The organism is Rhodococcus sp. C26F (assembly GCF_053345925.1).
The window spans coordinates 198,213-222,740 of the sequence record NZ_JBKFBA010000002.1 but is presented as its reverse complement, the minus strand read 5'-3'; the positions used below and the strand labels follow the sequence as shown (position 1 = coordinate 222,740).

General features: G+C 68.5%; 22 protein-coding genes and 2 pseudogenes. 17 read left to right on the top strand and 7 right to left on the bottom strand.

Features of this window, described 5'->3' with window-relative positions:
- Positions 1-8: 8 nt before the first annotated feature.
- The gene (locus ACLBYD_RS04150; protein WP_447815500.1) at positions 9-1,070 is read right to left on the bottom strand and encodes a sugar-binding transcriptional regulator; all 1,062 of its coding nucleotides are present in this window, start codon (positions 1,068-1,070) and stop codon (positions 9-11) included.
- A 129-nt stretch (positions 1,071-1,199) separates the two neighbouring features.
- Here ACLBYD_RS04150 and ACLBYD_RS04145 point away from each other — a divergent pair, with 129 nt between their 5' ends.
- Genes ACLBYD_RS04145 through ACLBYD_RS04130 form a run of 4 tightly spaced genes read left to right on the top strand, consistent with a single transcriptional unit; the run spans position 1,200 to position 6,051 of the window.
- Positions 1,200-2,219, top strand: coding sequence for an NAD(P)-dependent alcohol dehydrogenase (locus ACLBYD_RS04145; protein WP_447815669.1), 1,020 nt, complete (start codon positions 1,200-1,202; stop codon positions 2,217-2,219).
- Positions 2,220-2,225: 6 nt separating this feature from the next.
- Positions 2,226-3,698, top strand: a complete 1,473-nt coding sequence (locus ACLBYD_RS04140; protein WP_447815499.1) for a mannitol dehydrogenase family protein — start codon at positions 2,226-2,228, stop codon at positions 3,696-3,698.
- Positions 3,695-4,627, top strand: a complete 933-nt coding sequence (locus ACLBYD_RS04135; RefSeq protein ID WP_060651766.1) for a carbohydrate kinase family protein — start codon at positions 3,695-3,697, stop codon at positions 4,625-4,627. Before ACLBYD_RS04140 ends, ACLBYD_RS04135 begins: the two co-directional genes overlap by 4 nt.
- Positions 4,624-6,051: a xylulokinase gene (locus tag ACLBYD_RS04130; RefSeq protein ID WP_447815498.1), complete on the top strand. Its 1,428-nt coding sequence runs from the start codon at positions 4,624-4,626 to the stop codon at positions 6,049-6,051. Before ACLBYD_RS04135 ends, ACLBYD_RS04130 begins: the two co-directional genes overlap by 4 nt.
- 22 nt (positions 6,052-6,073) lie before the next feature.
- On the opposite strand, the gene ACLBYD_RS04125 is transcribed toward ACLBYD_RS04130, so the two are convergent.
- Entirely contained in the window at positions 6,074-6,952 is an 879-nt protein-coding gene (locus tag ACLBYD_RS04125; RefSeq protein WP_447815497.1) for a LysR family transcriptional regulator, read from the bottom strand.
- A 76-nt stretch (positions 6,953-7,028) separates the two neighbouring features.
- On the opposite strand from ACLBYD_RS04125, the gene ACLBYD_RS04120 reads away from it, so the two are divergent.
- The 4 genes and pseudogenes from ACLBYD_RS04120 to ACLBYD_RS04105 all read left to right on the top strand — a co-directional run.
- Positions 7,029-8,252, top strand: coding sequence for an MFS transporter (locus ACLBYD_RS04120; protein ID WP_447815496.1), 1,224 nt, complete (start codon positions 7,029-7,031; stop codon positions 8,250-8,252).
- A 77-nt stretch (positions 8,253-8,329) separates the two neighbouring features.
- Complete coding sequence (locus ACLBYD_RS04115) at positions 8,330-9,685, top strand: TrkH family potassium uptake protein (protein WP_145692778.1); 1,356 nt, start codon at positions 8,330-8,332, stop codon at positions 9,683-9,685.
- Complete coding sequence (locus ACLBYD_RS04110) at positions 9,678-10,343, top strand: potassium channel family protein (RefSeq protein WP_016693884.1); 666 nt, start codon at positions 9,678-9,680, stop codon at positions 10,341-10,343. The genes ACLBYD_RS04115 and ACLBYD_RS04110 overlap by 8 nt, the downstream gene beginning before the upstream one ends.
- A gap of 70 nt (positions 10,344-10,413) precedes the next feature.
- A pseudogene (locus ACLBYD_RS04105) lies at positions 10,414-10,635 on the top strand (FAD-dependent oxidoreductase); the annotation flags it as partial.
- Positions 10,636-10,792: 157 nt separating this feature from the next.
- Here the strand turns inward: ACLBYD_RS04105 and ACLBYD_RS04100 are convergent.
- The 3 genes from ACLBYD_RS04100 to ACLBYD_RS04090 form a co-directional block, all read right to left on the bottom strand.
- Positions 10,793-11,455, bottom strand: coding sequence for a pentapeptide repeat-containing protein (locus ACLBYD_RS04100; RefSeq protein ID WP_447815495.1), 663 nt, complete (start codon positions 11,453-11,455; stop codon positions 10,793-10,795).
- Positions 11,456-11,567: 112 nt separating this feature from the next.
- The gene (locus ACLBYD_RS04095) at positions 11,568-12,119 is read right to left on the bottom strand and encodes a CGNR zinc finger domain-containing protein (RefSeq protein WP_447815494.1); all 552 of its coding nucleotides are present in this window, start codon (positions 12,117-12,119) and stop codon (positions 11,568-11,570) included.
- A gap of 276 nt (positions 12,120-12,395) precedes the next feature.
- Positions 12,396-12,992 carry a phosphatase domain-containing protein gene (locus ACLBYD_RS04090; protein ID WP_447815493.1) on the bottom strand — a complete coding sequence of 199 codons (597 nt, stop codon included), beginning with the start codon at positions 12,990-12,992 and terminating at the stop codon, positions 12,396-12,398.
- Positions 12,993-13,013: 21 nt separating this feature from the next.
- Here ACLBYD_RS04090 and ACLBYD_RS04085 point away from each other — a divergent pair, with 21 nt between their 5' ends.
- On the top strand, positions 13,014-13,502 hold the full coding sequence (locus ACLBYD_RS04085; protein WP_447815492.1) for a VOC family protein: 489 nt from the start codon (positions 13,014-13,016) through the stop codon (positions 13,500-13,502).
- 33 nt (positions 13,503-13,535) lie between these two features.
- Positions 13,536-14,858 carry an MFS transporter gene (locus ACLBYD_RS04080; protein ID WP_258260550.1) on the top strand — a complete coding sequence of 441 codons (1,323 nt, stop codon included), beginning with the start codon at positions 13,536-13,538 and terminating at the stop codon, positions 14,856-14,858.
- A gap of 25 nt (positions 14,859-14,883) precedes the next feature.
- Here the strand turns inward: ACLBYD_RS04080 and ACLBYD_RS04075 are convergent, their stop codons facing one another.
- Positions 14,884-16,410 (bottom strand): AMP-binding protein, encoded by a 1,527-nt coding sequence (locus ACLBYD_RS04075; RefSeq protein ID WP_447815491.1) that lies wholly within the window; start codon positions 16,408-16,410, stop codon positions 14,884-14,886.
- Positions 16,411-17,093: 683 nt separating this feature from the next.
- Between ACLBYD_RS04075 and ACLBYD_RS04070 the strand changes: the two genes are divergently transcribed.
- The 3 genes and pseudogenes from ACLBYD_RS04070 (at position 17,094) to ACLBYD_RS04060 (ending at position 18,722) form a co-directional block, all read left to right on the top strand.
- On the top strand, positions 17,094-17,447 hold the full coding sequence (locus ACLBYD_RS04070) for a hypothetical protein (protein WP_447815490.1): 354 nt from the start codon (positions 17,094-17,096) through the stop codon (positions 17,445-17,447).
- A 77-nt stretch (positions 17,448-17,524) separates the two neighbouring features.
- The gene (locus ACLBYD_RS04065; RefSeq protein ID WP_006550621.1) at positions 17,525-18,133 is read left to right on the top strand and encodes a ClpP family protease; all 609 of its coding nucleotides are present in this window, start codon (positions 17,525-17,527) and stop codon (positions 18,131-18,133) included.
- Positions 18,130-18,722 (top strand): annotated as a pseudogene (locus tag ACLBYD_RS04060) (ATP-dependent Clp protease proteolytic subunit). Before ACLBYD_RS04065 ends, ACLBYD_RS04060 begins: the two are co-directional and overlap by 4 nt.
- 108 nt (positions 18,723-18,830) lie before the next feature.
- On the opposite strand, the gene ACLBYD_RS04055 reads toward ACLBYD_RS04060, so the two are convergent.
- Complete coding sequence (locus ACLBYD_RS04055; RefSeq protein WP_447815489.1) at positions 18,831-19,208, bottom strand: helix-turn-helix domain-containing protein; 378 nt, start codon at positions 19,206-19,208, stop codon at positions 18,831-18,833.
- 166 nt (positions 19,209-19,374) lie between these two features.
- On the opposite strand from ACLBYD_RS04055, the gene ACLBYD_RS04050 reads away from it, so the two are divergent.
- From ACLBYD_RS04050 to ACLBYD_RS04035, 4 genes are all read left to right on the top strand, one after another.
- The gene (locus ACLBYD_RS04050) at positions 19,375-20,649 is read left to right on the top strand and encodes a DUF6986 family protein (protein ID WP_447815488.1); all 1,275 of its coding nucleotides are present in this window, start codon (positions 19,375-19,377) and stop codon (positions 20,647-20,649) included.
- Complete coding sequence (gene allB, locus ACLBYD_RS04045) at positions 20,646-21,998, top strand: allantoinase AllB (protein WP_447815487.1); 1,353 nt, start codon at positions 20,646-20,648, stop codon at positions 21,996-21,998. The genes ACLBYD_RS04050 and allB overlap by 4 nt, the downstream gene beginning before the upstream one ends.
- Entirely contained in the window at positions 21,995-22,963 is a 969-nt protein-coding gene (gene alc, locus ACLBYD_RS04040) for an allantoicase (protein WP_447815486.1), read from the top strand. Before allB ends, alc begins: the two co-directional genes overlap by 4 nt.
- Before the next feature lie 127 nt (positions 22,964-23,090).
- Positions 23,091-24,485: a uracil-xanthine permease family protein gene (locus ACLBYD_RS04035; protein WP_447815485.1), complete on the top strand. Its 1,395-nt coding sequence runs from the start codon at positions 23,091-23,093 to the stop codon at positions 24,483-24,485.
- Positions 24,486-24,528: the final 43 nt, after the last annotated feature.

Here is a 24,528-nt window from a genome sequence, read left to right as displayed (position 1 = left end):
GGTCTACCTCATTTCGGTGGTGCCTCGTCCTTCGGGGTGCCGTTCTCGAGGGCGTGGTCGGGATGGTCGAGCAGGTACTGGGCGCACGCGATGTCGCAGACGAGCATGTTCGCGAGACCGCCTCGGAGAGCACCGAGTACAGCGCGGTGCTTGGACTGTCCGCCGGTGACGAGAATCGTGGCGGGGCAGTCGCGGACGTCGTCGAGAGGTACCGACATGGTGCGGGTTTCGAGTTCGCCGTGCACGGCGGTGCCGTCGGCACGGAAGAACCGGCCGCCGATCTCACCGACCGCACCGAGGCCGTCGAGTTCGTGGAGCATCGTGGTGTCGAGGAAGCTGCCCTCGAACAGGGTGGTCGAGGTCGACACGGCGCCCACACCGAAGATCATCGCCTCCGCGCGGCGCCCGACCTCGAGCGTGCGGGAGATCAACGAGTCGGCGCGCATCGACGCGACCGTGGACGGATCGGCGTACAGCGGTGTGGGAAGCCGGAGCGGTTGCGCCCGAAGCTGTTCGGCGCAGCGGCCGAGGACGAACTCGGTGCCGGTCTGGTAGGCGCTCGTGGAGATGGAGCCGTCGAGCTGGACGATCGTCGCGCAACTGGCGACACCCGACGGGAGGGCCTGTGCCACGGCGACGGTCTCCGGACCCCACGTGAATCCGAGGGTGTCGGAGGGGCGGAGACGGCGCGTGAGCAGGCCGGCGGCGGCGCGCCCGAGGGCGGCGAAGCTTGCGGAGTCCTCGATCGGACCCGCGTCGTCGACCCGGCGCCCGACAACCACGGCCTCGACGAGTCCGTAGCGCTCCTCGAGTGCCCGTTCGGTTTCGGCGTGCAGGTCGTCGCGCCAGGTGGGTGGCACGCTGACCTCGATGCGCACCAGTCCCTGAGCGCGAGCGCGTGCGACGAGCCGGCCGGCGGTGGGGCGGGAGACGCCGAGGCGCTGCGCCACCTCCGCCTGCGTGAGGCCGTCGAGGTAGTAGAGCGTCGCGGCCCGCACGGCGAGACGGAGATCCTCGGTGGATACCGGGCTCTCCGTGTCCGGGATGTTGGTGGGGCCGGGGGCGGTCACGAGCTCTCCTTGGTGCGAGCAGTCTTCGTCGCGCTCCGTGAGCATCTGCTCAGGGGTGCGTGCATCTGCTCAGTACGTTAGCATCGGAGTGTGACCCACACAACAGTTCGCCCGACGCTCCCGGACACGATGCGTGCCGCCGTGCTTCTCGAACCGGGCCGCATCGAGATGCAGGAACGGCCTCTACCTGCACCGGAGTCCGGCGACGTCCTCGTCCGGGTGACCACCGTGGGGGTGTGCGGCTCGGACGCGCACTACTACCGCGAAGGGCGGATCGGCGAGTTCGTCGTGACCGATCCGATCGTGCTCGGCCACGAGGCGTCCGGAGTCGTGGTCGCAGTCGGGGACGGTGTTCCGCAGAGCCGGATCGGCGAGCGGGTCTCGATCGAGCCGCAGCGTCCCGACCCGCTCACCGAGGAGACGCGCCGCGGCGACTACAACCTGTGCCCGCACATGCGCTTCTACGCCACGCCGCCGGTCGACGGCGCCCTGTGCGAGTACGTCACCATCGGGGCGGCCTTCGCGCATCCCGTTCCGGACACCGTGTCCGACGACGCTGCCGCCCTGTGCGAGCCGCTGTCGGTCGGTATCGCGGCCGTCCGCAAGGCCCGCGTCACCGCCGGCTCCCGCGTCCTCGTCACCGGCGCCGGTCCCGTCGGCATCGTCGTCGCGCAGGTCGCGCGCGCCTTCGGTGCGGTCGAGGTCGTCGTCACCGACCTCGACGAACGACGACGCGAGACCGCACTGTCGTTCGGGGCGAGCGCTGCGCTCGACCCCCGCGTCGACGACCCGTCGGCCCTGCGGGTGGACGCCTACATCGACGCGTCCGGCGCCCCCGCCGCCGTCGATTCGGGTATCCGCGCGGTCCGTCCCGGCGGCACCGTCGTCCTCGTCGGATCCGGCGCCGAGACGATGACCCTGCCGGTGCAGCTCGTCCAGAACCGCGAACTGATCCTGACCGGCGTGTTCCGCTACGCGAACACGTGGCCGACCGCGCTCGCACTCGTCGGGTCGGGCCGGGTCGATCTCGACTCGATGGTCACCGCCCGGTTTCCCCTCGACAAGACCGCCGACGCGCTCGAATCCGATCGGACACCCGGAAACATCAAGGCCGTCGTGGACGTGACCGATCCGGCGGGAAAGGACTGAAGATCCATGCACGTGAACGAGCAGACGCTCCCCGAGCTGGGCGTGCCCGTCCCGAGCTACCGGCGCGACGACGTCTCCGTCGGCATCGTGCACTTCGGTGTGGGCGGATTCCACCGCGCGCACCAGGCGATGTACGTCGACCGGCTCCTCGAACAGGGGAAGGCGAAGGAATGGGGTATCTGCGGCGTCGGGGTGCTCCCCGGTGATCGCCGCATGCAGGAGGCGCTCGCCGCGCAGGACCACCTGTACACGCTGGTGCTCACCCATCCCGACGGCACGTGGGAGCCGCGGGTGATCGGCTCGATCGTCGACTATCGCTACGCCCCGGACGATCCCGAGGCGGTCATCGAGCTCCTCGCGGCCCCGAGCACCCGGATCATCTCGCTGACCGTCACCGAGGGCGGTTACAACATCCGTCACGACACCGGCGAGTTCGACGTCGACGATCCGGCCGTGCAACACGATCTGCGGTCCGGTGAACCCCCGGCCACCGTCTTCGGTCTCGTCACCGAGGCTCTCGTCCGGCGTCGGGAGCGGGGACTGCGCGCCCCGACGGTGATGTCGTGCGACAACATCGAGGGCAACGGAAGCGTCGCGCGCCGCGTCTTCACCGAGTACGCGCGCCTTCTGAATCCGGATCTCGCGGAGTGGATCTCCGAGCACGTCCGCTTCCCGAACTCGATGGTCGACCGGATCACCCCGGTGACCACCGACGAGGTGGTCTCGGCGCTGTCCGAACGCTTCGACGTGCAGGACCGCTGGCCGGTCGCCGCCGAGCCCTTCACCTCGTGGGTCCTCGAGGAGGCCTTCGCCGACGGGCGACCGCCCTTCGAGGATGCGGGAGTGCAGATCGTCGACGACGTCGCTCCCTACGAGCTGATGAAGTTGCGCCTGCTCAACGCCGGTCACCAGGGGCTCTGCTATTTCGCGTATCTCATGGGATACCGCCTCGTCCACGAGGCCGCGCAGGATCCGCTCCTCGCCGGATTCGTCCGTGCCTACATGGACACCGAAGCGACACCGACCCTGAAACCGGTGCCGGGCATCGATCTCGACGAGTACAAGACCACCCTCATCGAGAGGTTCGCGAACCCCGAGATCCGGGACACGATCGCCCGCTTGTGCGCCGAGTCGTCCGACCGCATCCCGAAGTGGCTGGTGCCGGTGATCCGCGAGAACCTGGCCACCGGTGGTCACGTGCAGTCGTCCGCGGCGATCGTCGCCTCGTGGGCGCGCTACGCCGAAGGCGTCGACGAACAGGGGCAACCGATCGAAGTGGTCGACCGGCTCGCCGACACACTCGTCCCGATCGCGCGACGACAACTCACGCATCCCACCGCCTTCATCGAGAACACCGAGGTCTTCGGCGATCTCGCGCAGAACCACCGCTTCGTCGACGCCTACACCTGGGCGCTCAACGCCCTGCACAGCGACGGTGCCCGCGCCACCCTGAAGGAACTTCCGGGAGAGCCGGAATGAACGGCCACGCCCTCGTCGTCGGAGAAGCCCTCGTCGACATCGTCCACCGCGGCGGTGCCGAACCCGTCGAGCATGTCGGCGGGAGCCCGCTCAACGTCGCACTGGGTCTGGGGCGACTCGACCGGCCCGTGCAGTTCACGACACGCGTCGGCACCGACGCCCGCGGACGGCGGATCGTCGACCATCTCGCGGCCTCCGGTGTGTCTCTGACACCGGGCAGCGCTGCAGCCGAGCGCACGGCGACCGCGCAGGCGGAGATCGACGAGAAGGGTTCCGCGAAGTACGAATTCGATATCGTCTGGGATCCGGTCGAGCCACCACCGTCGGTGGACGCCGTGCTCGTGCACACCGGATCCATCGCGACGGTGCTCGAACCCGGTTGCGATCTCGTCGCCGAACTGGTTGCGCAGCAGGCGGGAACGTCCACGGTGAGCTTCGACCCGAACGTCCGCCCGGCGCTGATCGACGACCCGGCGCGTGGACGGGAACGGATCGAACGCCTCGTCTCGCTCGCCGATGTGGTCAAAGCCAGCGACGAGGACCTGACGTGGTTCGCGCCCGGCCGCGATCCCCTCGACACCGCACGGGACTGGCTCTCGCGAGGGCCGGCGATCGTCGCGGTGACCCGCGGAGAACGCGGTGCGGTGGCGCTGTGTGCGGCCGGAACCGTCGAGGTGCCCGCCGTGGGGGTCGAGGTTGTCGACACCGTCGGGGCAGGCGACGCCTTCACCACCGGTCTGCTCGACGGATTGTGGACCTGCGGACTCCTCGGTGCCGACCATCGGGAACGGCTGCGCGGCATCGGGATCGACGACCTGCGCGAGGTGCTCGACACCGCCGCGTGGACGTCCGGTCTGACCGTCGCGCGCGCCGGCGCCGACCTGCCCACGCTGGCCGACCGTACCGCGGCCCGGGAGGCGGCACGATGACGCTCGTCGCCGGGATCGATTCGTCCACCCAGTCGTGCAAGGTCGTCGTGTGCGACGCCGACACCGGAGCCGTCGTGCGCGAAGGTCGCGCTCCGCATCCGCCCGGCACCGCGGTGGACCCGCTGGAGTGGCGCGCCGCCTTCGATCGGGCGTGTTCCGAAGCGGGCGGACTCGACGACGTCGCGGCGATCTCGGTGGGAGCGCAGCAGCACGGCATGGTGTGCCTCGACGAGCGTGGCGACGTGGTCCGCGACGCGCTGCTGTGGAACGACACGAGATCTGCAGCGGCAGCAGCCGATCTCGTCGACGAGGCCGGTGGGGCGGGCGCGTGGGCCGAGGCCGTGGGGGTGGTCCCGCTCGCCGCGATCACCGTCGCGAAGGCCCGCTGGCTCGCCGATCACGAACCCGGCAACGCCGACCGCACCGCGGCGCTGTGCCTGCCGCACGACTGGCTGACGTGGACGATGCGCACCGACCGCGACCTCGACCGGCTCGCCACCGATCGCAGCGACGCGAGCGGCACCGGCTACTTCGACGCATCCACGGACACCTATCGCCGGGATCTGCTCGAACTGGCCCTGCGCCGGCCGAGTCCGATCCTTCCGCGGGTCGCCGGGCCGGCCGAGAGCGTCGGTGAGACGGTCGCCGGTGCCCTGCTCGGTCCGGGGGCCGGCGACAATGCGGCGAGCGCGCTGGCTCTCGACGTCCGCGAAGGCGATGTGGTCGTCTCGATCGGCACGTCGGGCGTGGTGTGCGCGGTGTCCACGACCCCGGCCCGCGACGCGGACGGTTACGTCGCGGGATTCGCCGACGCGACCGGCCGGCATCTGCCACTGGTGTGCACGCTCAACGGGGCCCGGGTACTGGACGCCACCGCGACGATGCTCGGGGTCGACCACACCGAGCTCACGCGGCTCGCACTCTCGGCGCCGGCCGGCAGCGACGGACTCGTGCTGGTCCCGTATCTGGAAGGGGAACGTACCCCGAACCGTCCCGGCGCGACGGGCGCCCTGCACGGGCTGCGGCTCGGAACGGCGACGCCCGCGCATCTCGCCCGCGCGGCGTTCGAGGGCCTGCTGTGTTCGCTGGCCGACGGCATCGACCACATCCGGGCGCAGGGCACCGAGGTCCGGCGGGTGCTGCTCGTCGGCGGTGGGGCGCGCTCGCAGGCGGTGTGCGAGCTGGCGCCGGCGGTGCTGGGCATGCCTGTCGACGTTCCCGAACCGGGGGAGTACGTGGCGCGCGGCGCCGCCAGGCAGGCCGCGTGGGTGCTGCGCGGAGGCGACGAACCCCCGTCGTGGGAATCCGGCGCGACACGCCACTACGAGGCCGACCCGACACCGCACGTGCGGGAGCGCTACGCGGAGGTGCGGGACCTGACGGACGGTTCGGACATTGCCCGGGAGTCACCCTCGGTGGGGTGAGAACACCCGTTCGGCACGGGGGTCACACGATCGGCTCGGCGAGCAGGTCGAGGAAGAGTCTCGCGGCCCTGTTGTGGGACGCGGTGGCGCGTCCGACGAGTGCGAGGGTGCGGCAACGGTTTCCGGTGTTCATGCGAATCCGTCGAAGCCCGCTGCGCTGCGCGATCGGTTCGGGCACGACCGCCACGCCGAGGCCGTAGCGGACCAGTTCGAGGAGACGGTCCATGTCGCCGACCCGGAACGTGATGTGTCGTCGCACTCCCGCGGCCGCGAACAGCGACTCGATCGTGGTCTGCAGACCGGTGCCCGCCTGGAAGTCGACGAACGAACAGGACTGCAGGGCGCGTATGTCGATTTCCGTTACAGCTGCGAGCGGATGATCCGGAGCCGCGACGACGGTCAGTTCCTCACGGTAGGTCCGGAGCGCGGTCAGCCCCGACGGGAGCGGGCGTGCATCGAGCGCGACGAACGCCAGGTCCAGCTCCGCTGTGGTCACGGCATCGAAGAGTTCGTCCGTGGTCGCTTCCCTCAGCGTCACTCCGATTCCCGGAAACCTGCCGTGCAGGCGAGCCAGCAGTGCGGGGAGGTCCACCGCGGTGAACGTCTGCACCGTCCCCAGCGTCAATGTGCCCAGTTCTCCGGTCCGCAACCGTCCGACAGCGGCCACCGCATCCTGCGCCTCCCCGAGCATTCTCTGCGCATAGGGATAGAGCACCTTGCCGGCATCGGTCGGGACCACCGAGCGGGTCGTGCGTTCGAACAGCGGTGTTCCCAGCTCGTTCTCCAACGCGCGGACGGAGGCGCTGAGGGCCGATTGGGACAGGTGCACGGATTCGGCGGCACGGGTGAAGTGGCCGTGCTCGACGACCGCCAGGAAATGGCGGAGCTGACGAAATTCCATTGATCGATTCTACTTCTGGATCCGATTGATTTATCCCGTTGGACAGATCAATGGGTGGCATTCGAGAATCGGATTCATGTCACGTACCGATACCTCGACGCCTCGCATGGATCGCCGACTCGTCGCGGTGATGGCCCTTGCATCGGGATTGGTGGTGGCCAACAGCTATTACGCGCAGCCGCTGGTCGGCGCCATCGCCGACACCTTCGACGCCTCCACTGCCGAGGTCGGGCTCGTGGTCACGGCCGGACAGATCGGGTACGCGCTGGGCCTGGCGTTCCTCGTTCCTGTCGGGGACATGGTCGAACGACGGACACTTCTGCGCTGGATGCTCCTCGCCACCGCTGCCGGCCTGCTGATCATGGCATGGTCACCGGACTGGCGGATTCTGGCGGCGTGTGCCGTCCTGGTCGGTACGGGATCGGTCGTGGGCCAGGTGCTGGTGCCTTTCGCGGCGAGTCTCGCCCGCGACGACGAACGTGGACGTGTCATCGGCAACGTGATGACCGGTCTGTTGCTGGGCATCCTGCTGTCCCGCGTAGTGGCAGGACTGATTGCCGAGGTGGCAGGCTGGCGAGCGGTATTCGTATGCGCAGCGGCGCTGATGCTGCTCACTGTGCTGTTGATCCGCACCCTGCCGGAGTCGGTCCCCACCACCGATGCCGGGTACCGTGCGGTGCTGGCCTCGGTGATCCGATTGGTGTCCGCCGAATCCGTTCTGCGGCAACGAATTGCGTACGGTGCACTGACGTACGCGTCGTTCGGGGTGTTCTGGACGAGTGTGGGATTCCTCCTCGCCGGACCGGGATACGGATGGTCCGATGCGCGCATCGGGATGTTCACCCTCTTCGGGGTCGCGGGTGCGTTGGCCGCCCGTGCGGCGGGTGCTCTCGCCGACCGGGGATATGCGCGTCGTCAGACCGGCTTCTTCGTCGCCGTCACCGCGGTGAGTTTCCTCCTGCTCGCCGTCGGGGAGCGTCACGTCGTCGCTCTGGCGATCGGGGTCGCGCTGCTGGATCTGGGGATACAGGGAACACACATCAGCAACCAGAGCCTGATCTACCCGCTTCGGTCCGATGCGCGGAGCCGGCTCAACACCGCCTATATGACCTGCTACTTCCTCGCAGGATCGCTCGGAAGTGTGCTGTCCACCCTCGTGTACTTCGGTGGAGGGTGGAAGGCGGTGTGCGTGCTGGGCGCAGTCTTCCCCGCATGTGGGGTGTGCCTCTGGATTCGGGAGATGCGGGGTGTGAGGCGCGCGCGGGAGTGCCTTCGCGTCGAGCGATGTGGGAACGCCTGACGCGGTAGCGGTCCCCCGGTATTCCGGGTTCGCGGCCGACGGGTCTAGGGTTCGGCGATGTGAGTAGTCGCACCGATGTGGTGTCCGCGCCGATCCGGCGGCTCGCGGCCCGGCTGACGCACAGCCCCGCTCGGGTGGTGGCGCTGGGCTTCGCCGCGGCGATCGTGGTGGGCACGGTCGTACTGCTGACACCGGCCGCGACGCAGTCCGGAGTCGGCGCAGGGATGATGGCGGCGCTGTTCACTGCGACTTCCGCGATGTGCCTGACCGGCCTGATCATCGTGGACACACCCACCTACTGGTCCGGATTCGGTCAAGGGGTGATCGTGGGGCTGATCCAGGTGGGTGGGTTCGGCATCATGACGATGGCCTCGTTGATCGGCTTGGTGCTGGCCGATCGGATCGGCCTGAAGGCCCGTCTCAACGCTGCGGCAGAGGTCCGTACGTCCGGACTCGGCGACGTCCGCAGCGTCGTCATCGGTGTTGTGCGTACCAGCGTGCTCATCGAAATCGCCGTGGCGTCGGCCCTGGCGATCCGCTTCGCGGTCGGCTACGACGAGACCCCGGTCCGCGCGGTGTGGTTGGGGGTCTTCCACGCGATCTCGGCGTTCAACAACGCCGGGTTCGCGCTCTACAGCGACAACATCGTCGGGTTCGCCGACGATCCGTGGATCTGTGTGCCGTTGATGGCTGCGGTGATCCTCGGCGGCATCGGGTTTCCGGTGCTGTTCGAGCTCGGCCGGCACCTGCGAGGACACCGAACGCGCTGGACGCTGCATACCCGGTTGACGATCGTTGTCACTGCGGTGCTTCTGGTGGTCGGCCCGCTGCTGGTCCTGCTTCTCGAGTGGAATCACACCCTACGTGGCCACGACTGGGGTGCGAAGCTGCTCGTGGCCACATTCCAGGGCGTCATGCCGCGCACGGCGGGGTTCAACAGCGTCGACTACGCCCAGGTGGACAATGCGACATTGCTGGTGACCGATGTGCTGATGTTCATCGGAGGTGGAAGCGGCGGCACCGCCGGCGGTATCAAGGTCACCACATTCGCCCTGCTGTTGTTCGTCATCGCCGCCGAGGTACGGGGCGAGAAGTCCGTGACGGTGTTCGACCGGCGCATAGATCCACGTCTCCAACGCCAGGCCCTGGCGGTGGCACTGATCGGCGTGGCGCTGGTGATGGTGCCGACCCTCGTGCTTCTCGCCGGTACCGCGTTCGACCTCGACGTACTGCTGTTCGAGGTCACCTCGGCGTTCGCGACCGTAGGGCTGTCCACTGGAATCACCGCTCAGTTGCCGGCCTGGGGGCAATTGATTCTGGTGGTGTTGATGTACCTGGGCAGGATCGGACCTGTCACGCTGGTCAGCGCGTTGGCGGCACGCGACCGTGGTCGTCGCTACGAACTACCCACAGAAAGGCCCTTCATTGGCTAGGAAACCAGCCGCCGACGTCGTCGTCGTCCTCGGACTCGGGCGGTTCGGCAAGTCTCTTGCCCTCGAGTTGATGGCTCAGGGCACCGAGGTGCTCGGTATCGATGCGAGCGAAGCGGTGATCGAGAAGGTGTCCGGTCGGCTCACCCACGCCGCCGTAGCCGACACCACCGATGAGGAATCACTTCGGCAATTGTCGGTACACGAATACGACCGGGCCGTCGTCGGTATCGGGTCCGATCTCGAGGCGAGCCTCCTCACCGCCTCGGCATTGATCAACATGGCGGTACCGAATGTGTGGGCCAAGGCGATCAGCAACGCGCACGCCCGGATCCTCACCCAGATCGGTGTGCATCATGTCGTGCGACCCGAGCACGACATGGGTAAACGCGTTGCGCACCTGGTGCGTGGGCGGATGATGGACTACATCGAGTTCGACGACGGCTTCGCCATGGTCAAGACCGTCGCACCGGCATTCGCTGTGGGAAAGCCCTTGTCGCAGACGACGATACGAAGTCGATACGGCGTGACGGTGGTGGCGATCAAACGGCCGGGGGAGGGATTCACCTACGCCGCGGCCGACACCGTGATCTCTCCCGGCGACACGATCATCGTCTCCGGGCAGGCGCGCGAGACCGAACGCTTCGCCGAATTGGCCTGACGCCGAACCGTGCGATGGGAAAGGAAGGGCGGCCGCAGCACCGCTGCGTGTTGGTGTGACGGCGGGCAGCATGTATTACCGCTACGATGTGGTGATCGTCGGCGCCGGCATCTCCGGTCTCGGTGCCGCCGTCCAGTTGCTCCGACACGGGATCGACAACTTCGTCGTTCTCGAGAAGGCGGACGCCGTCGCGGGAACCTGGCGCGACAACACCTGTCCCGGCTGTACGTGCGATGTGCCGTCGGCGCTCTATTCCTGTTCGTTCGCGGAGATGCAGGGATGGACCCGGATGGAACCGCTTCGTGCCGTGCAGGATTCCTTCAACGAGCGAGTGCTGGCCGTGGTCGACGGACCGGATGTTGCGGGAGTTGTCGTCGTTCGACGTCGCGGCGTTCGACGTCGCGTCGGGCCCATCCGAACGGGTCTGACCCGTCGAGTGGTCGGTGAGATCAATCCTCCACTCGCAGACCGAGATGGGCGGCGAACTGCCCTGCCAGGGCTACGGCCTGGTGGGCGTCGATCGTCGCACCCTTCATCCCGCCCATGTTGCGGATCGTGTCGATCCGCAGGCCGCGCAGATCCACCTGGTCGAGGGTTGCGCGGTCGACGTCGAGGACGCCGACGGAACAGTCCTCGAAAGCGACGCGGGTGAACGTGCCGCCTCCCAGATCCAGTTCGTCGAGGATGCAGCCGCGGAAGAGTACGTCGCGTCCCGTGGCGGCCCGCAGATTGACCAGGCCGAGTTTCGAATCCGCGATCGTGACGCTGCGCAGATCCGCGTCGAGGAGGTCCAGCGCACCGATCCGGCTGTCCCGGATGTGCACGCGGTGCAGGCCGCTGCGCGGCGCGAACAGATTCGGTGCCTGCATGCGCTCGACCAGAGTGTCGCGCAGGCGTGCGCTCGTGAGGTCGCTGTCGGCGACGATCGGTGCGACGAGCGAACATTCGGACAGGATGATCCCGGCCAGATCGCGACCCGTCAGGTCGGTGTCGGTGTAGCGGCTGTTCTCGAAGATTCCGTGCGCGAGCAACTCGTCGCCGTCCGCGTCGGTGAGGACGCCGAGGTCCGGGGCGTCGATCCTCGGCGGGCGGGTGGTGGAACGAGCAGCCATGGTTCTCGGGGCCTCCGGATCGGTGGGGTGTCTGCGGTCCAGCTTCCCAACCCGTCGGGTTCGCGGGAACGTGGGGGACAGGCCCGTTCCCGATTGCGATGTGCTACTCGGGCTATGCGGGTCGACGCTGCTGGGCCGCTCGCGTTCGGTGCCGGCGCACTGCAGCGCGGTTCGCGCAGCGCACGGAGCAGTACTGCTGGCGGCCGTTGCGGGTGATGTCGACGACCACGGCCGAGCACGGGTTGGTCGGGATGTCCGCTGCGGCGCACCGGTGGAGGCGGTGCATTCCACGAGTGGTGAGGTGCAGTGCCGTGCCGACGCTGATCACCGCGCGCAGTACGTCGGGGAGCGGTTGGACCTCGTCGCGGTAGTGCAGGTGCCACCCCTCGCCGTCGTGATCGGTCAGCCGGGGATAGGCCGCTGCGGTGGCCATCTGCGCGTTGAGCAGGCGCGCACGTTCCCTGGGGTCGGACGCGTCGACGATGGCGAGCCAGTCGTCGATGACCTCACGGGTGCGTGGATGGTCGTCGGGCGCGGTCGGGAAGTCCATGGTCATGCCCACCTCGCGGGTACGGGCCATGATGCCGTCCCGATCGTCGGGCCAGTCGCCGGCCAGTGACGCCGCGAGGAGGACCGCATACTCGCCGTAAGGGTTGAGATGCATAAGGCCATTACATCATGGTGGTGGACATGACTGCTATCGAAGCTCGGAGCCCACAGGAATGCCCGGTCCGGACCCCCGCTCACGAACACGCGTGGAGCGTGGAGTCGAGTCACGCCACGTCGATCGGACAGGTGCTGTACGTGCGCTGCGTCGGGTGCGGGGCCCGGCGCGTCGATCTCGGTGGGGCGCCGTTCGTTCCGCCGACCGCGCTGAGTACCGAAGTGTCCCCGAACGATTGAGTCACCGGGGCGAGAGCCGGGCGTGTGCAGATTCCCGTCAGAAATCGCCCTCGGCGACCTGGAAGCACATCAGTCCCATCCGTCGCCACATGCGCACCACCTGATCGCGATCGTCGAGCACCGCGATGATGCGATAGCGGTGCCGGATGTGACGGTCGAACAGCTCGGCCTTGACGATCGAATCCTTCCGGTTGTCGCCGGCCGGACGCATGTACAGCTCGTCGTAGGGGATGTCGTGCCGGGCGAGCCACTCCTCGGTTTCCGGCCGGCACACGCCGTCGCGTCCCGAGAGCAGCACGATCGCCGCCCTGTCGGGTGCGGCGGCGAACGCTCGCACCGCGGCCTCGACCGCCGGGGAGACGGTGTCCTCGCCCACCCTGTGCCAGTGATACGGACTCCGGTCGCTCATGTGCGCGAGCGTTCCGTCGATGTCGACGAGCCAGGCCGCCGGGAGGGTCGGATCCTCGACGTACCGTGCCGGAGTTGCGGGCGCGTTTCCCGGCGGCCGGTGCCGCTGCCTTGGTCGTTCCCTGCGATCGCGTGTCTTCTTCGCCACGGACGTCGTATACCCACTCCTGCTCCGCGATGAGTATGCGAGCCGAGCGGGGTCTGCCTTCGTGACAGTGGAACACATTCGACGATACGAGGAGTCACGATGCCCAGGATCACTCCGTGGTTGTGGTTCGACATGAACGCCGAGGAGGCCGCGAACTTCTACATCGGCATCTTCCCCAACTCCAAGATCGGTGAGATCACCCGCTACACCGAAGAGTCCACCGGAGGTGACATCCCGGTTCCGCCCGGGACCCCGATGACGGTCGAGTTCTTCCTCGACGGTCAGGTCTTCTACGGACTCAACGGGGGACCGCAGTTCCGGTTCTCCGAAGCGGTGTCCTTCCAGATCGACTGCGCCGATCAGGAGGAGGCCGACCACTACTGGTACGCGCTGACCGCCGACGGCGGCGAGGAATCCGCCTGCGGGTGGTTGAAGGACAAGTACGGCCTGTCGTGGCAGGTGGTACCGAAACGGCTGAACGAACTGCTCGCCGACCCCGATCCGGAGGTCGCGAAGCGCGTGACCGCCGCGATGATGAAGATGCGCCGGATCGACGTGTCGGCGCTGGAGGCCGCCGCGCGCGGCTGATCGGCGCCCGAGCGCTGCGGTACGTTTCGGTGCATGACCACTCGCACCCAGCGGCTCGACGACCTGCCGTTCACCGGCAGACATCGCCGCCTGCTGACCGGCTCCGGCGTGGGCTGGGCCCTCGACGCCATGGACGTCGGGTTGATCTCGTTCGTCATGGCGGCCCTGGCCGTGCAGTGGGATCTGTCGTCGACGCAGCTCTCGTGGATCGGATCCATCGGCTTCGTCGGCATGGCGATCGGTGCGTCCCTCGGTGGTCTGCTCGCCGACCGCATCGGACGCCGGCAGGTCTTCGCCGCGACTCTGCTCGTCTACGGTCTCGCGACCGGCGCGGCGGCGCTGTCGACCTCGGTGGCGATGCTCATCGTCCTGCGGTTCGTCGTCGGACTCGGTCTCGGCGCCGAACTGCCGGTCGCGTCGACGCTGGTCAGTGAGTTCGCGCCCCGCAAGGTGCGAGGACGCGTGGTCGTCGCCCTCGAGGCGTTCTGGGCGGTGGGCTGGCTCCTGGCCGCGCTCATCGGTTATTTCGTTGTTCCCACCAGCGACAACGGATGGCGGTGGGCGCTCGCCGTCGGGCTCGTCCCGGCTGCCTACGCCCTCGTCGTGCGGTTCGGCCTACCCGAATCCGTGCGCTATCTCGAGAGTCGCGGACGGCACGCGGAAGCCGAGGCGATCGTGCGGGACTACGAGCAATCGGCCGGTGTCACGTCCGTTCCGGAGGACGAACAACCCGTCCGGACCGTCGCGGAAGTCGAGCGCGCACCCCGAGGCTCGGTGTGGGCGCCGAACCTGCGCCGCCGCACGGCGGCGCTGTGGATCGTGTGGTTCGGCATCAACTTCTCGTACTACGGCGCGTTCATCTGGTTGCCGAGCCTGCTCGTCGCGCAGGGCTTCGACCTGGTCACCTCGTTCGGCTACACGCTGCTCATCACGCTCGCCCAGCTACCGGGCTACGGCGTCGCGGCGTGGCTGATCGAGGTGTGGGGACGCCGCCTGACGCTGGGGGTCTTCCTCGCCGGATCGGCAGTCTCGGCGGGATTGTTCGGGCTGGCCGAGACTCCGTCGACGATCGTCGCGGCGGGCATGGCGCTGTCGTTCTTCAACCTGGGCGCATGGGGTGCCCTGTACGCGATCGGACCCGAGCTGTATCCCACGCCGGTGCGGGGCGCGGGCACCGGTTCGGCGGCGGCCTTCGGGCGGCTCGCGTCGATCATCGCGCCGCTGCTGGTGCCGGTGCTGCTGGGCGCCGGCGGCAACGGTCTCGTCTTCGGTGCGTTCGCGGCATCGTTCGTCGTCGCCGCGGTCGCGGCGTTCACGCTGCCCGAGCGGGCCGGGACGGTTCTCGACGAGAGGTGACGTCGGGACCCGCCCCGGCCGGTGCTCAGAGACGCTCGCGCAGTTCGACCTTGCGGATCTTGCCCGAAGCGGTCTTCGGCAGGGCGCCGAAGACGATGCTGTCGGGAACCTTGAAACCGGCGAGCTGCGAACGCACGTGCGCGCGCAGTTCCACCTCGTCGGCACTCGCGCCGCTGCGCAGTGCCACGTAGGCGACGGGACGTTCGCCCCACTTCTCGCTCGGCGCCGCGACGACGGCCGCCTCGAGAACGGCCGGATGGCTGATGAGGGCCGCCTCGACCTCGACGGACGAGATGTTCTCGCCACCGGAGATGATGACGTCCTTCGCGCGGTCGCGGATCTCGATGTAGCCGTCCGGATGCATGACGCCGATGTCACCGGTGCGGAACCAGCCGTCCGGCACGGCGCGGGCTGTCGCGTCCGGGTTGTTGTAGTAACCGAGCATCACGTTGTTGCCGCGCAGCGCGATCTCACCGGTCGTCTCACCGTCGGCGGGAACGTCGGATCCCATCGGGTCGACGATGCGGAGTTCACCGGCCACGACGTTACCCACGCCCTGCCGCGAGCGCAGCCGTGCCTTCTCGTCCTCGGGAAGGACGTCCCACTCCGAACGCCACTCGCAGATCGCTGCCGGACCGTACGTCTCGGTGAGCCCGTACAGGTGCGTGATGTCGAGTCCGAGCGCGGTGCACCGCTCGATGAGGGCGGGCGCCGGCGGTGCGCCACCGATCGCCGCGACGACACGATGGTCGATGCCGCCCGCATTGGGGGCGTCGACCAGCGACGCGAGGACGGTCGGCGCGCCGCACAGGTGCGTGACGTTCTCGGTGCGGACGAGATCCCAGATCCGCTCGGGGTCGACCTTGGGCAGGCACACGTGCGTGCCACCCGCTGCGGTGACGGCCCAGGTGAACGTCCAGCCGTTGCAGTGGAACATCGGCAGCGTCCACAGATAGGTGGATCCGCTGTCGAGCCCGAAGTGCGCGACCATGGCCAGGGCCTGCAGGTAGGCGCCGCGCGCGTGGTACATCACGCCCTTCGGATCACCCGTCGTGCCGGACGTGTAGTTCAGGGCGATCATCGTGCGCTCGTCGGCGAGCGGCACGTACCGGTGGCGGGCGGCGGCGAGCTTGCCCTCGTAGTCGTCACCGACGACCGTGATCGACGGCAGATCGGCCGTGGCCTCGCGGGCCAGGTCGGTCAGCGACTCCTCGACGAGCAGGACCCGGCTGCCCGAGTGCTCGAGGATGAACCGCAGCTCCGGCGCGGTGAGGCGCGTGTTGAGCGAGACGAGCACGGCGCCCGCGTAGAGCACGCCGTAGTGCGCCTCGAGCATCAACGAGGTGTTCGGCGCGAGCACCGCGACACGGTCGCCGGGTTCGACACCGAGAGCGTGCAGCATGCCCGACTGCCTCAGGCACCGGTCGCGCAGTTCGGCGTAGGTGCGACGGACGTCGCCGTCCACCATCGCGAGGTCGTCACGGAAGACCCGGGCGGAACGGTCGAGAAATGCCGTGGGCGTGAGTGTTTCGAAACTGAATTGCTCGGTCACGTCTGTCGGTGCTCCTTCGGATTACGTCGCGCGCGCACTCCCCATCGCGAACGATGATGCGCACACCTCCCCGTGTGCTGTGAGGGCTTTGCTCATTCTTCCAAGCGCCGTTACCGATCTTGAACGGGGTCCATTTCTTTCCGTACCGGCTGAACGCTCCGTCTGCCGTTGACCGGACCCGGAATCCGGCGTTCACTGAGAGGCACCGTGCCCGTCCACGAGAGAAGGCGAGCGGTATGAGTGCTCGGCAGAACGAAGCCCGCCGAACCTCCCGTCCGGCGCGGCGGCCGACCGCGACAGGCGCGAGGACCACGAGGACGGAGACTCCCGCCGAGCCTGCGCGGACGCGCAGCCGTCGAACTCGCGAGCCCGAGCCCACCGCGCGGCGCGGCACCCGCGAACCCGACAACACCGCGCGGCGTCGAGAACGCGACCCCGGAACCGGCTCGCGGCGCACCTCGACCCGAACCTCATCCCGATCGACCACTCGGACATCGACCCGTTCGGACGCCACGCCCCGCGTTCGTGCGAAGCCGGCACCTCCGAAGGAGAGGCAACGACCGCGTCCGCCTGCGAACGACGCCCGGGCAGGGAAACCGGCCCGCCCCGCACGTGAGCGGACACGATCCGAGCAGACCCGACCCGAACAGGCACAGCCGGAACCCACATCGCTCCTCGAGAGGTTGAAGGATGCGCTGCGGGCCGGTGTCCGCACCGCGCTGGCCGGACTCCGGGGACTCGGGGCGAGACTGATCCGGAAGATCCGCGGACGGGTGGACTCGCTCCTCGGCGAGGTCACCAGCGGCGGCGTGGGACTGCAGGCGGTCCTCGCCGGCATCCGAGCCGCGCTGGAGGGTCGCAATCCGGCCCTCGCCGCGCTGGGCGGGCTGATTTCCGGACTCAGCACCAAGGCGAAGATCGGCCTGGCCGTCGTGATCGCGCTGGTGCTGCTGCTCGGACCGGTCCTGCTCGTGATCCTGCTACTGGCGGTCCTCGTCGCGGCGGTGATCAGCGCCGTCCGGTCCGCAGGGGACTGATCTGCCGGAACGACCGGTCCGTCTGCCGTGAGCAGACGAACCGCCGGTTCGCACCCATCGGGGGTCAGGCTGGCTGCATGACGACCACCGAACCATTCTCGTACCGGGACCAACTGGCCGACAGGCTCTTCCGTCAGCGCATCCTGCGACTGACCGGAGAGGTGGACGACGAGATGGCCGAGCGCGTCTGCTCGGAACTCGTCCTGCTCGCCTCCGCCGACGACCGGCGCGACATCGTCCTGCACATCAACTCACCCGGCGGATCCGTCTTCGCCGGCCTCGCCATCTACGACACGATGCAACTCGTCCCCAACGACATCGTCACGGTGGCAGCGGGATTCGCCGCAAGTATGGGGCAGGTCCTGCTCGCGGCGGGCACCAAGGGCAAACGCGCGAGCCTCGCCCACAGCCGGATCATGATGCACCAACCCTCGGCCGGATTCTCGGGGACGGCCGTCGACATCGCGATCCAGGCCGAGAATCTCGAATACATGAAACTGCAGTCGCAGCAGATCCTCTCGGACGCCACCGGGCATTCGCTCGAGGAGATCGAACGCGACAGCGACCGCGACCGGTGGTTCACCGCCGAACAGGCACGCGAGTACGGCATCGTCGACACCGTCGTCGGTTCGCTCGCCGAACTGGCGCCGTTCGCCGCGGGACGACAGATGGGACTGGGACGATGAGCACCTACACGATCCCCAACGTCATCGAACGCACACCGGCGGGGGAGCGGTCGTTCGACGTCTTCAGCCGGTTGCTCAACGAACGCATCGTCTTCCTCGGCACCGAGATCGACGACGGGGTCGCCAACGTCGTGATGGCGCAGATGCTGCATCTCGAGGCCGAATCTCCCGACCGGGAGATCGGCCTGTACATCAACTCTCCCGGCGGATCGTCCACCGCGATGCTCGCGATCTACGACACCATGCAGTTCCTGCGTCCGAAGGTCGCGACCTACTGCATGGGTCAGGCCGCCTCGGCGGCNCCGTGCTGCTCGCGGCCGGAGCCCCCGGTCGCCGGCATGTGCTCGCCCATTCGCGGGTGTTGCTGCACCAGCCCTCGGCGCAGGGGCAGGGCACCATCTCCGATCTGGCCCTGCAGGCGGCGGAGGTGATGAGGGTGCGGGCCCAGACCGAGGAGATTCTGGCCGCGCACACCGGGCGCGACATCGACCGACTGCGCCGCGACACCGACCGGGACCGGATCTTCTCGCCGACGGAGGCGGTGGCCTACGGCCTGGCCGATCACGTCGTCGTCGACCGGGACGGATGACCCGTCACACCGTCACGTGGTCACACTGTGACGCAGTCACACCGTCACGTGGTCACACTGTGACGCAGTCACACCGTCACGTGGTCACACTGTGACGCAGTCACCCCGTCATGCCGCGCACAACTCGACGCCGGCGTGACCCGTGGCCCGGAGTGTGCGGTGCGCGGTCATCCGGCGGATCCCGCGCGCGAGCAGTTGCTCCATCGGAAGCTCCAGCGCATCGCACACGGACCGCAGCATCTCGGAGGAGGCCTCCTTGCGTCCACGTTCGACCTCCGACAGATACTGCTTCGACATCCCCACCGTGCGGGCGACGTCCTCGAGGCTGCGGTCCTGATCGCGACGCTCGTCGCGCAGGATCTCGCCGTAGATCTGGCGGAGCAGCCGGGGCTCGGTGCTGTCGGCTCCCCGCACGGGAGTCCGTGCCGACTTCGCGGCGGTGGCGAAATCGATCACGCGACCCTGCTCCGGCTCCATGCCGACCATTGTGCCGTCGATCCGGTGGCACCGGACCGGGTTCAGCCGAGGACGAACACCGCCCCGGCAGATGTGTAACGGGCCCGTAACCGCAGTTAACCGAACGCATGACCTGGCGCCGATAACGTCGGCGCACCACGACGTATACAGCCGTGGATACAGGACGGGAGTTCGGGTGCCGACAGGATTGCACAGGCTTGCGGCTGCGCTCGACGCGCAGCTCGCAGACACCGACGCGGCATACGCCGCGACCTATCCCGGGACCGACGGTGCCCGCCAACCGGTACACACCGTCTACGTCCCGGCCGACCGCTACGACGCCGGGATCGCGGCACGGTGGGGAGCCGACGCGCTCGACGTCCTCGACACCCACATCGACGGTCCCGCTGACCTCGCCGCGGTCACCGGCATCGAACCCGAACTGGCCGACGCCGTCCTCCCTCTCGTGGAGGCCAAACTGCGCACCGAACCGATCGAGGATCTGCGCATCGACTTCGAGGACGGGTTCACCCGCCCCGGCATTCCCGAGCACGAACGCGACGCCGACGAGGACGCCCACGTCGCCCGCGCCGCCGCCGCGCTGGCGACCGATCCCACCGCGACACCCTTCGTCGGCATCCGGTTCAAGTCCTTCGAGGCAGCCACCCGGCGCCGCGGACTCCGCACGCTCGACGCCTTCGTCGCCGAGCTGACCGGAAAGTGCTCTCTCCCGGACGGATTCGTCGTCACGCTACCCAAGGTCACCGCGCCCGAACAGGTCGCCGCCATGGTGACGGTCTGCGAACATCTCGAAGCCACCCACTCGCTCGCCGCGTCCCTGCGGTTCGAGATCCAGATCGAGACGCCGCAGGCGATCTGCGGACCCGACGGCACCGCGGCCGTCGCCACGATGATCCGAGCGGCCCGCGGACGCTGTTCGGGGTTGCACTACGGCACCTACGACTACTCGGCCGCGTGCGACATCGCCGCGGAGTACCAGGCGATGGACCACCCCGTCGCCGACCACGCCAAGGCCACGATGCAGGTCGCGGCAGCGGGCACCGGGGTCCGATTGTCCGACGGGTCCACCAACCGCCTTCCCGTCGGCACCCGCGACGAGATCCGCGAAGCATGGGGACTGCATGCCCGCCTGATCGACCGGTCGCTGCGCCGCGGCTTCTACCAGGGCTGGGATCTGCACCCCGCGCAGCTGCCCACCCGCTACGCCGCGACCTTCGCGTTCTACCGCCGGTCGCTGGCCACCGCCGCGGGGCGCGTCGCGGCTTACCTCGACCCGGTCCTGCCGTCGGGATATCTCGACGAACCCGCCACCGCCCGTGCTCTTGCCGCCTTCCTCCTGCGGGGAACGAGCTGCGGAGCCCTCACCGAGAAGGAAGTATGCGATCGCACCGGCACGAATCTCGACCACCTGGCCCGCCTCGCGGGTCGACCGACGGCGGTGACGCGATGACCACCGTGATCCGCGCGCGACGCGCCGTGGTGGGGGACGAGGAACGCAGCTGCGCCGTCCACGTGCGCGACGGCCGCATCGTCGCGATCGAGGAATACGACGGTGCCGCTCCGGCCGGTGCGCGGGAGATCGTCCTCGCCGACGACGAGGTGCTGCTCCCCGGCCTGGTGGACACGCACGTCCACGTCAACGAACCCGGCCGCACCGAATGGGAGGGCTTCGCGACGGCGACACGTGCCGCCGCGGCCGGGGGAGTGACGACGATCGTCGACATGCCCCTCAACTCCATCCCGTCCACCGTCGACGTGGCGGCCCTCGAGGTGAAGCAGAAGGTCGCGGCCGAGCAGGTCACCGTCGACGTCGGATTCTGGGGCGGTGCGATCCCCGGCAACCTCGCCGATCTCGAACCGCTCTGGGACGCAGGAGTGTACGGCTTCAAGTGCTTCCTCGCGTATTCGGGTCTCGACGAGTACCCACCGCTGGACCGGGAGCAGATGATCGAGGCGATGCGCGTGATCGCCGGCTTCGGCGGCCTGCTCATCGTGCATGCCGAGGACGAGCCGACCCTCGACGCTCAGGACCCGCCGGCCGGACGCCGGTACGACGACTTCCTGTACTCGCGACCACCGGTCGCCGAGTCCCGCGCTGTCGCCCAGGTGATCGACGGCGCGCGGCAGACCGGATGCCGCGTGCACATCCTGCACCTGTCGGATGCGGGAAGCCTTCCGCTCGTCGCCGCGGCGAAGGCCGAGGGGCTGCACGTCACCGCGGAGACCTGCCCACACTATCTGTCGTTGTTCAGCGAGGAGATACTCGACGGCTCCACACATTTCAAGTGCTGCCCGCCGATCCGCGAGGCCCGTAACCGGGAAGCGCTGTGGCGCGGCCTGGCCGACGGCACACTCGACTGCATCGTCTCCGATCACTCGCCGTGCCTGCCGGAGCTGAAGAAGTTCGTCACCGGCGACTTCGGCGAGGCCTGGGGCGGAATCTCGTCGCTGCAACTCGGACTGCCCATCGTGTGGTCGGAGGCGCGCAAGCGCGGGCACACACTCGTCGACGTGGTGCGCTGGATGGCCGGTCGCACCGCCGACCTCGTGGGCCTGGCCGACCGCGGTGCCATCGCCGTGGGCAACAGTGCCGACCTGTGCGTCTTCGCGCCCGACGACGCCTTCGTGGTCTTCCCGGAGCGACTGCACCACCGCAACGCGGTGACGCCCTACGCCGAACGTGCACTGGCCGGGGTCGTGCGGCAGACCTGGCTCGCCGGTGAACCGCTCACCGTCACCCTCGGTGCCACCGACCCCGCGCCGCGTGGTGCGCTGCTCTCCCGAAAGGAAAACCGTTGACCGAAGCAGATTTCCTGCAACTGCCCGATCTCGCCGCGCGATCGCTGGGCGGAGCCGTCGTGTACGCGAACGACGAGTTCTTCGCGAGTCGCGAGAACCTGATCTCGCCGGGCGCACCCGATTTCGATCCTTCCGAGTTCGGGCACAAGGGAAAGGTCTACGACGGGTGGGAGACCCGGCGTCGCCGCGAACCCGGGCACGACTTCGCGGTGGTCCGGCTGGGCGTTCCCGGTGTCGTCGAGGGTGTCGTGATCGACACCGCCTGGTTCACGGGCAACTACCCGCCCTTCGCGTCCGTCGACGGGGTGAACCTCGACGGCTACCCGACCGATCAGGAGTTGCTGGACGCGCCGTGGGAACCGGTCCTCGAGCGCGTGGCCCTGAAGGGCGACACCGCGAACGCCTTCGCGGTGGAAGACGACCGGCGCTGGACGCACCTGCGCCTGAACATCTTTCCTGACGGCGGTGTGGCCCGCTTCCGGGTGCACGGATATGCACGCCCGGACCCGGCCTTCCTCACGGGCACGATCGATCTCGCGGCCCTCGAGAACGGTGGCGACGTCGTCGCGTGCTCGAACCGCTTCTATTCGTCACCGCGCAACATCATCGGCCTCGGTCGCTCGCGGCACATGGGGGAGGGCTGGGAGAACGCCCGTCGCCGCGACGACGGCAACGACTACGTGGTGATCCGTCTCGCCGGGCAGGGCTGCGTCGACCACGTCGAGATCGACACCTCCTATTTCGTCGGCAACGCACCGGGAGCGGCGCGCCTGAGCGGAATTCCCAGTGAGGACGCGATGTCCGACGAATCGTCCTGGGTCGAACTCGTACCGCGCACCGCGTTGCTGCCGGACTGCCGGCACCGTTTCCGCGTGGATTCGCCGACGCCGGTGGAGTTCGTGCGGCTCGACGTCTATCCCGACGGTGGCATCGCCCGCCTGCGCGTGAACGGACGGCTGACCTAGCTTCGACGCGGGTGCGGTGAGCGGTTTCTTACCCGCACGAAACACGATGACTCGAGCCCGAAAACTTCGGCCCCCAAGCTGTATCCGGCACCGTATACAGCACTGCATCCGAAATGGGAGCGACCACATGACCTCACCGCACCCCGTCGACGCGCGACTGCCGTTCCTCCGGCAGTTCGCGTTCGGCCTCCAGCATGTCCTGATCATGTACACCGGATGCATCACCGTCCCGTTGGTCTTCGGCGCGGCCGTCGGACTCGACCGCGACACCATCGCGATGCTCATCAGCGCCGACCTGCTGATCGCCGGTCTGATCACCATCGTCCAGAGCCTCGGTGTCGGCAAACTCGTCGGTGTCCGCCTACCCATCGTCTGCGGTGCGACCTTCGCCGGCCTGACGCCGATGATCCTCATCGCGAAGGAATACGGCCTGCAGGCCGTCTACGGCTCCATGCTGATCGGCGGCATCGTCGGTCTCGCCCTGGCCTGGCCGTTCGCCAGGATCATCCGGTTCTTCCCGCCGCTCGTCACCGGTGCCGTTCTCACCGTCGTAGGGATCTCGCTCATCGGCGTGGCCGGTGGGTTGATCGTCGGTACCGACCCGTCGTCGCCCACCTTCGCCTCGCCCACCAACATCGCCCTGGCCGCGCTGGTGATCGTCGTCGCCGTTGCCTTCCTGTGCCTCGGTCGCGGCATCTGGGCCCAGCTCGGGGTGTTGATCGCCCTCGCCGTCGGCACGGTCGTCGCGGTCCCGCTCGGCTTGATCGACCTCGGCGGCGTGGCCGGTTCGTCGTGGGTGGGTCTGCCCGCGCCCTTCCACTTCGGTGCACCGGAATTCCCGATCACCGCGGTCGTCGCCATGAGCATCGTCATGGCCGTGGTCTTCGCCGAATCCACCGCGAGCATGCTCGCCGTCGCCGAGATCACCGGCAAGCGCGTCAGCAAGGGCGACATCGCCCGCGGACTCGCCGGTGACGGGGCGTCCGCTGTGCTCGCCGGTGTCTTCAACGCCTTCGTCGACACCGTCTTCACCCAGAACGTCGGCGCGGTGGCCACCACCCGCGTCTACAGCCGCTACGTCACCGCCACGTCGGGTGCGATCCTCGTGGTCCTCGGCGCGCTGCCGAAGGCGAGCTCGGTGGTCGCGGCGCTGCCGAAGCCGGTGGTCGGCGGTGTCGGCCTGATCCTGTTCGCCACCGTCGCCCTCGTGGGCATCAACACGTTGCGCTCGGTGGACCTGTCCGACCGCATCAACTCCACGATCGCCGCCGTCGCGATCGGGTTGGGTCTGCTGCCCGAACTCGCCGAGGGCATGTTCGAGCGCTTCCCGTCCGCCGCGCAGATCCTGCTCGGCAGCGGCATCACGCTCGCCGCGATCGCGGCGTTCTCGTTGAACCTGCTGTTCAACCACACTCGTCTCGGGACATTGGCTCGTGCGTCCCGGTCCGGCACACCGGCCCCCGTCACCTCGGCCGGCACCCCCTCTCCCCACGGAGTTGCCCATGAACCAGTCGCCGTCTGACGCCTTCGTCGTTCCCGCCGTCGACATCGGCCCGTACGTGCGG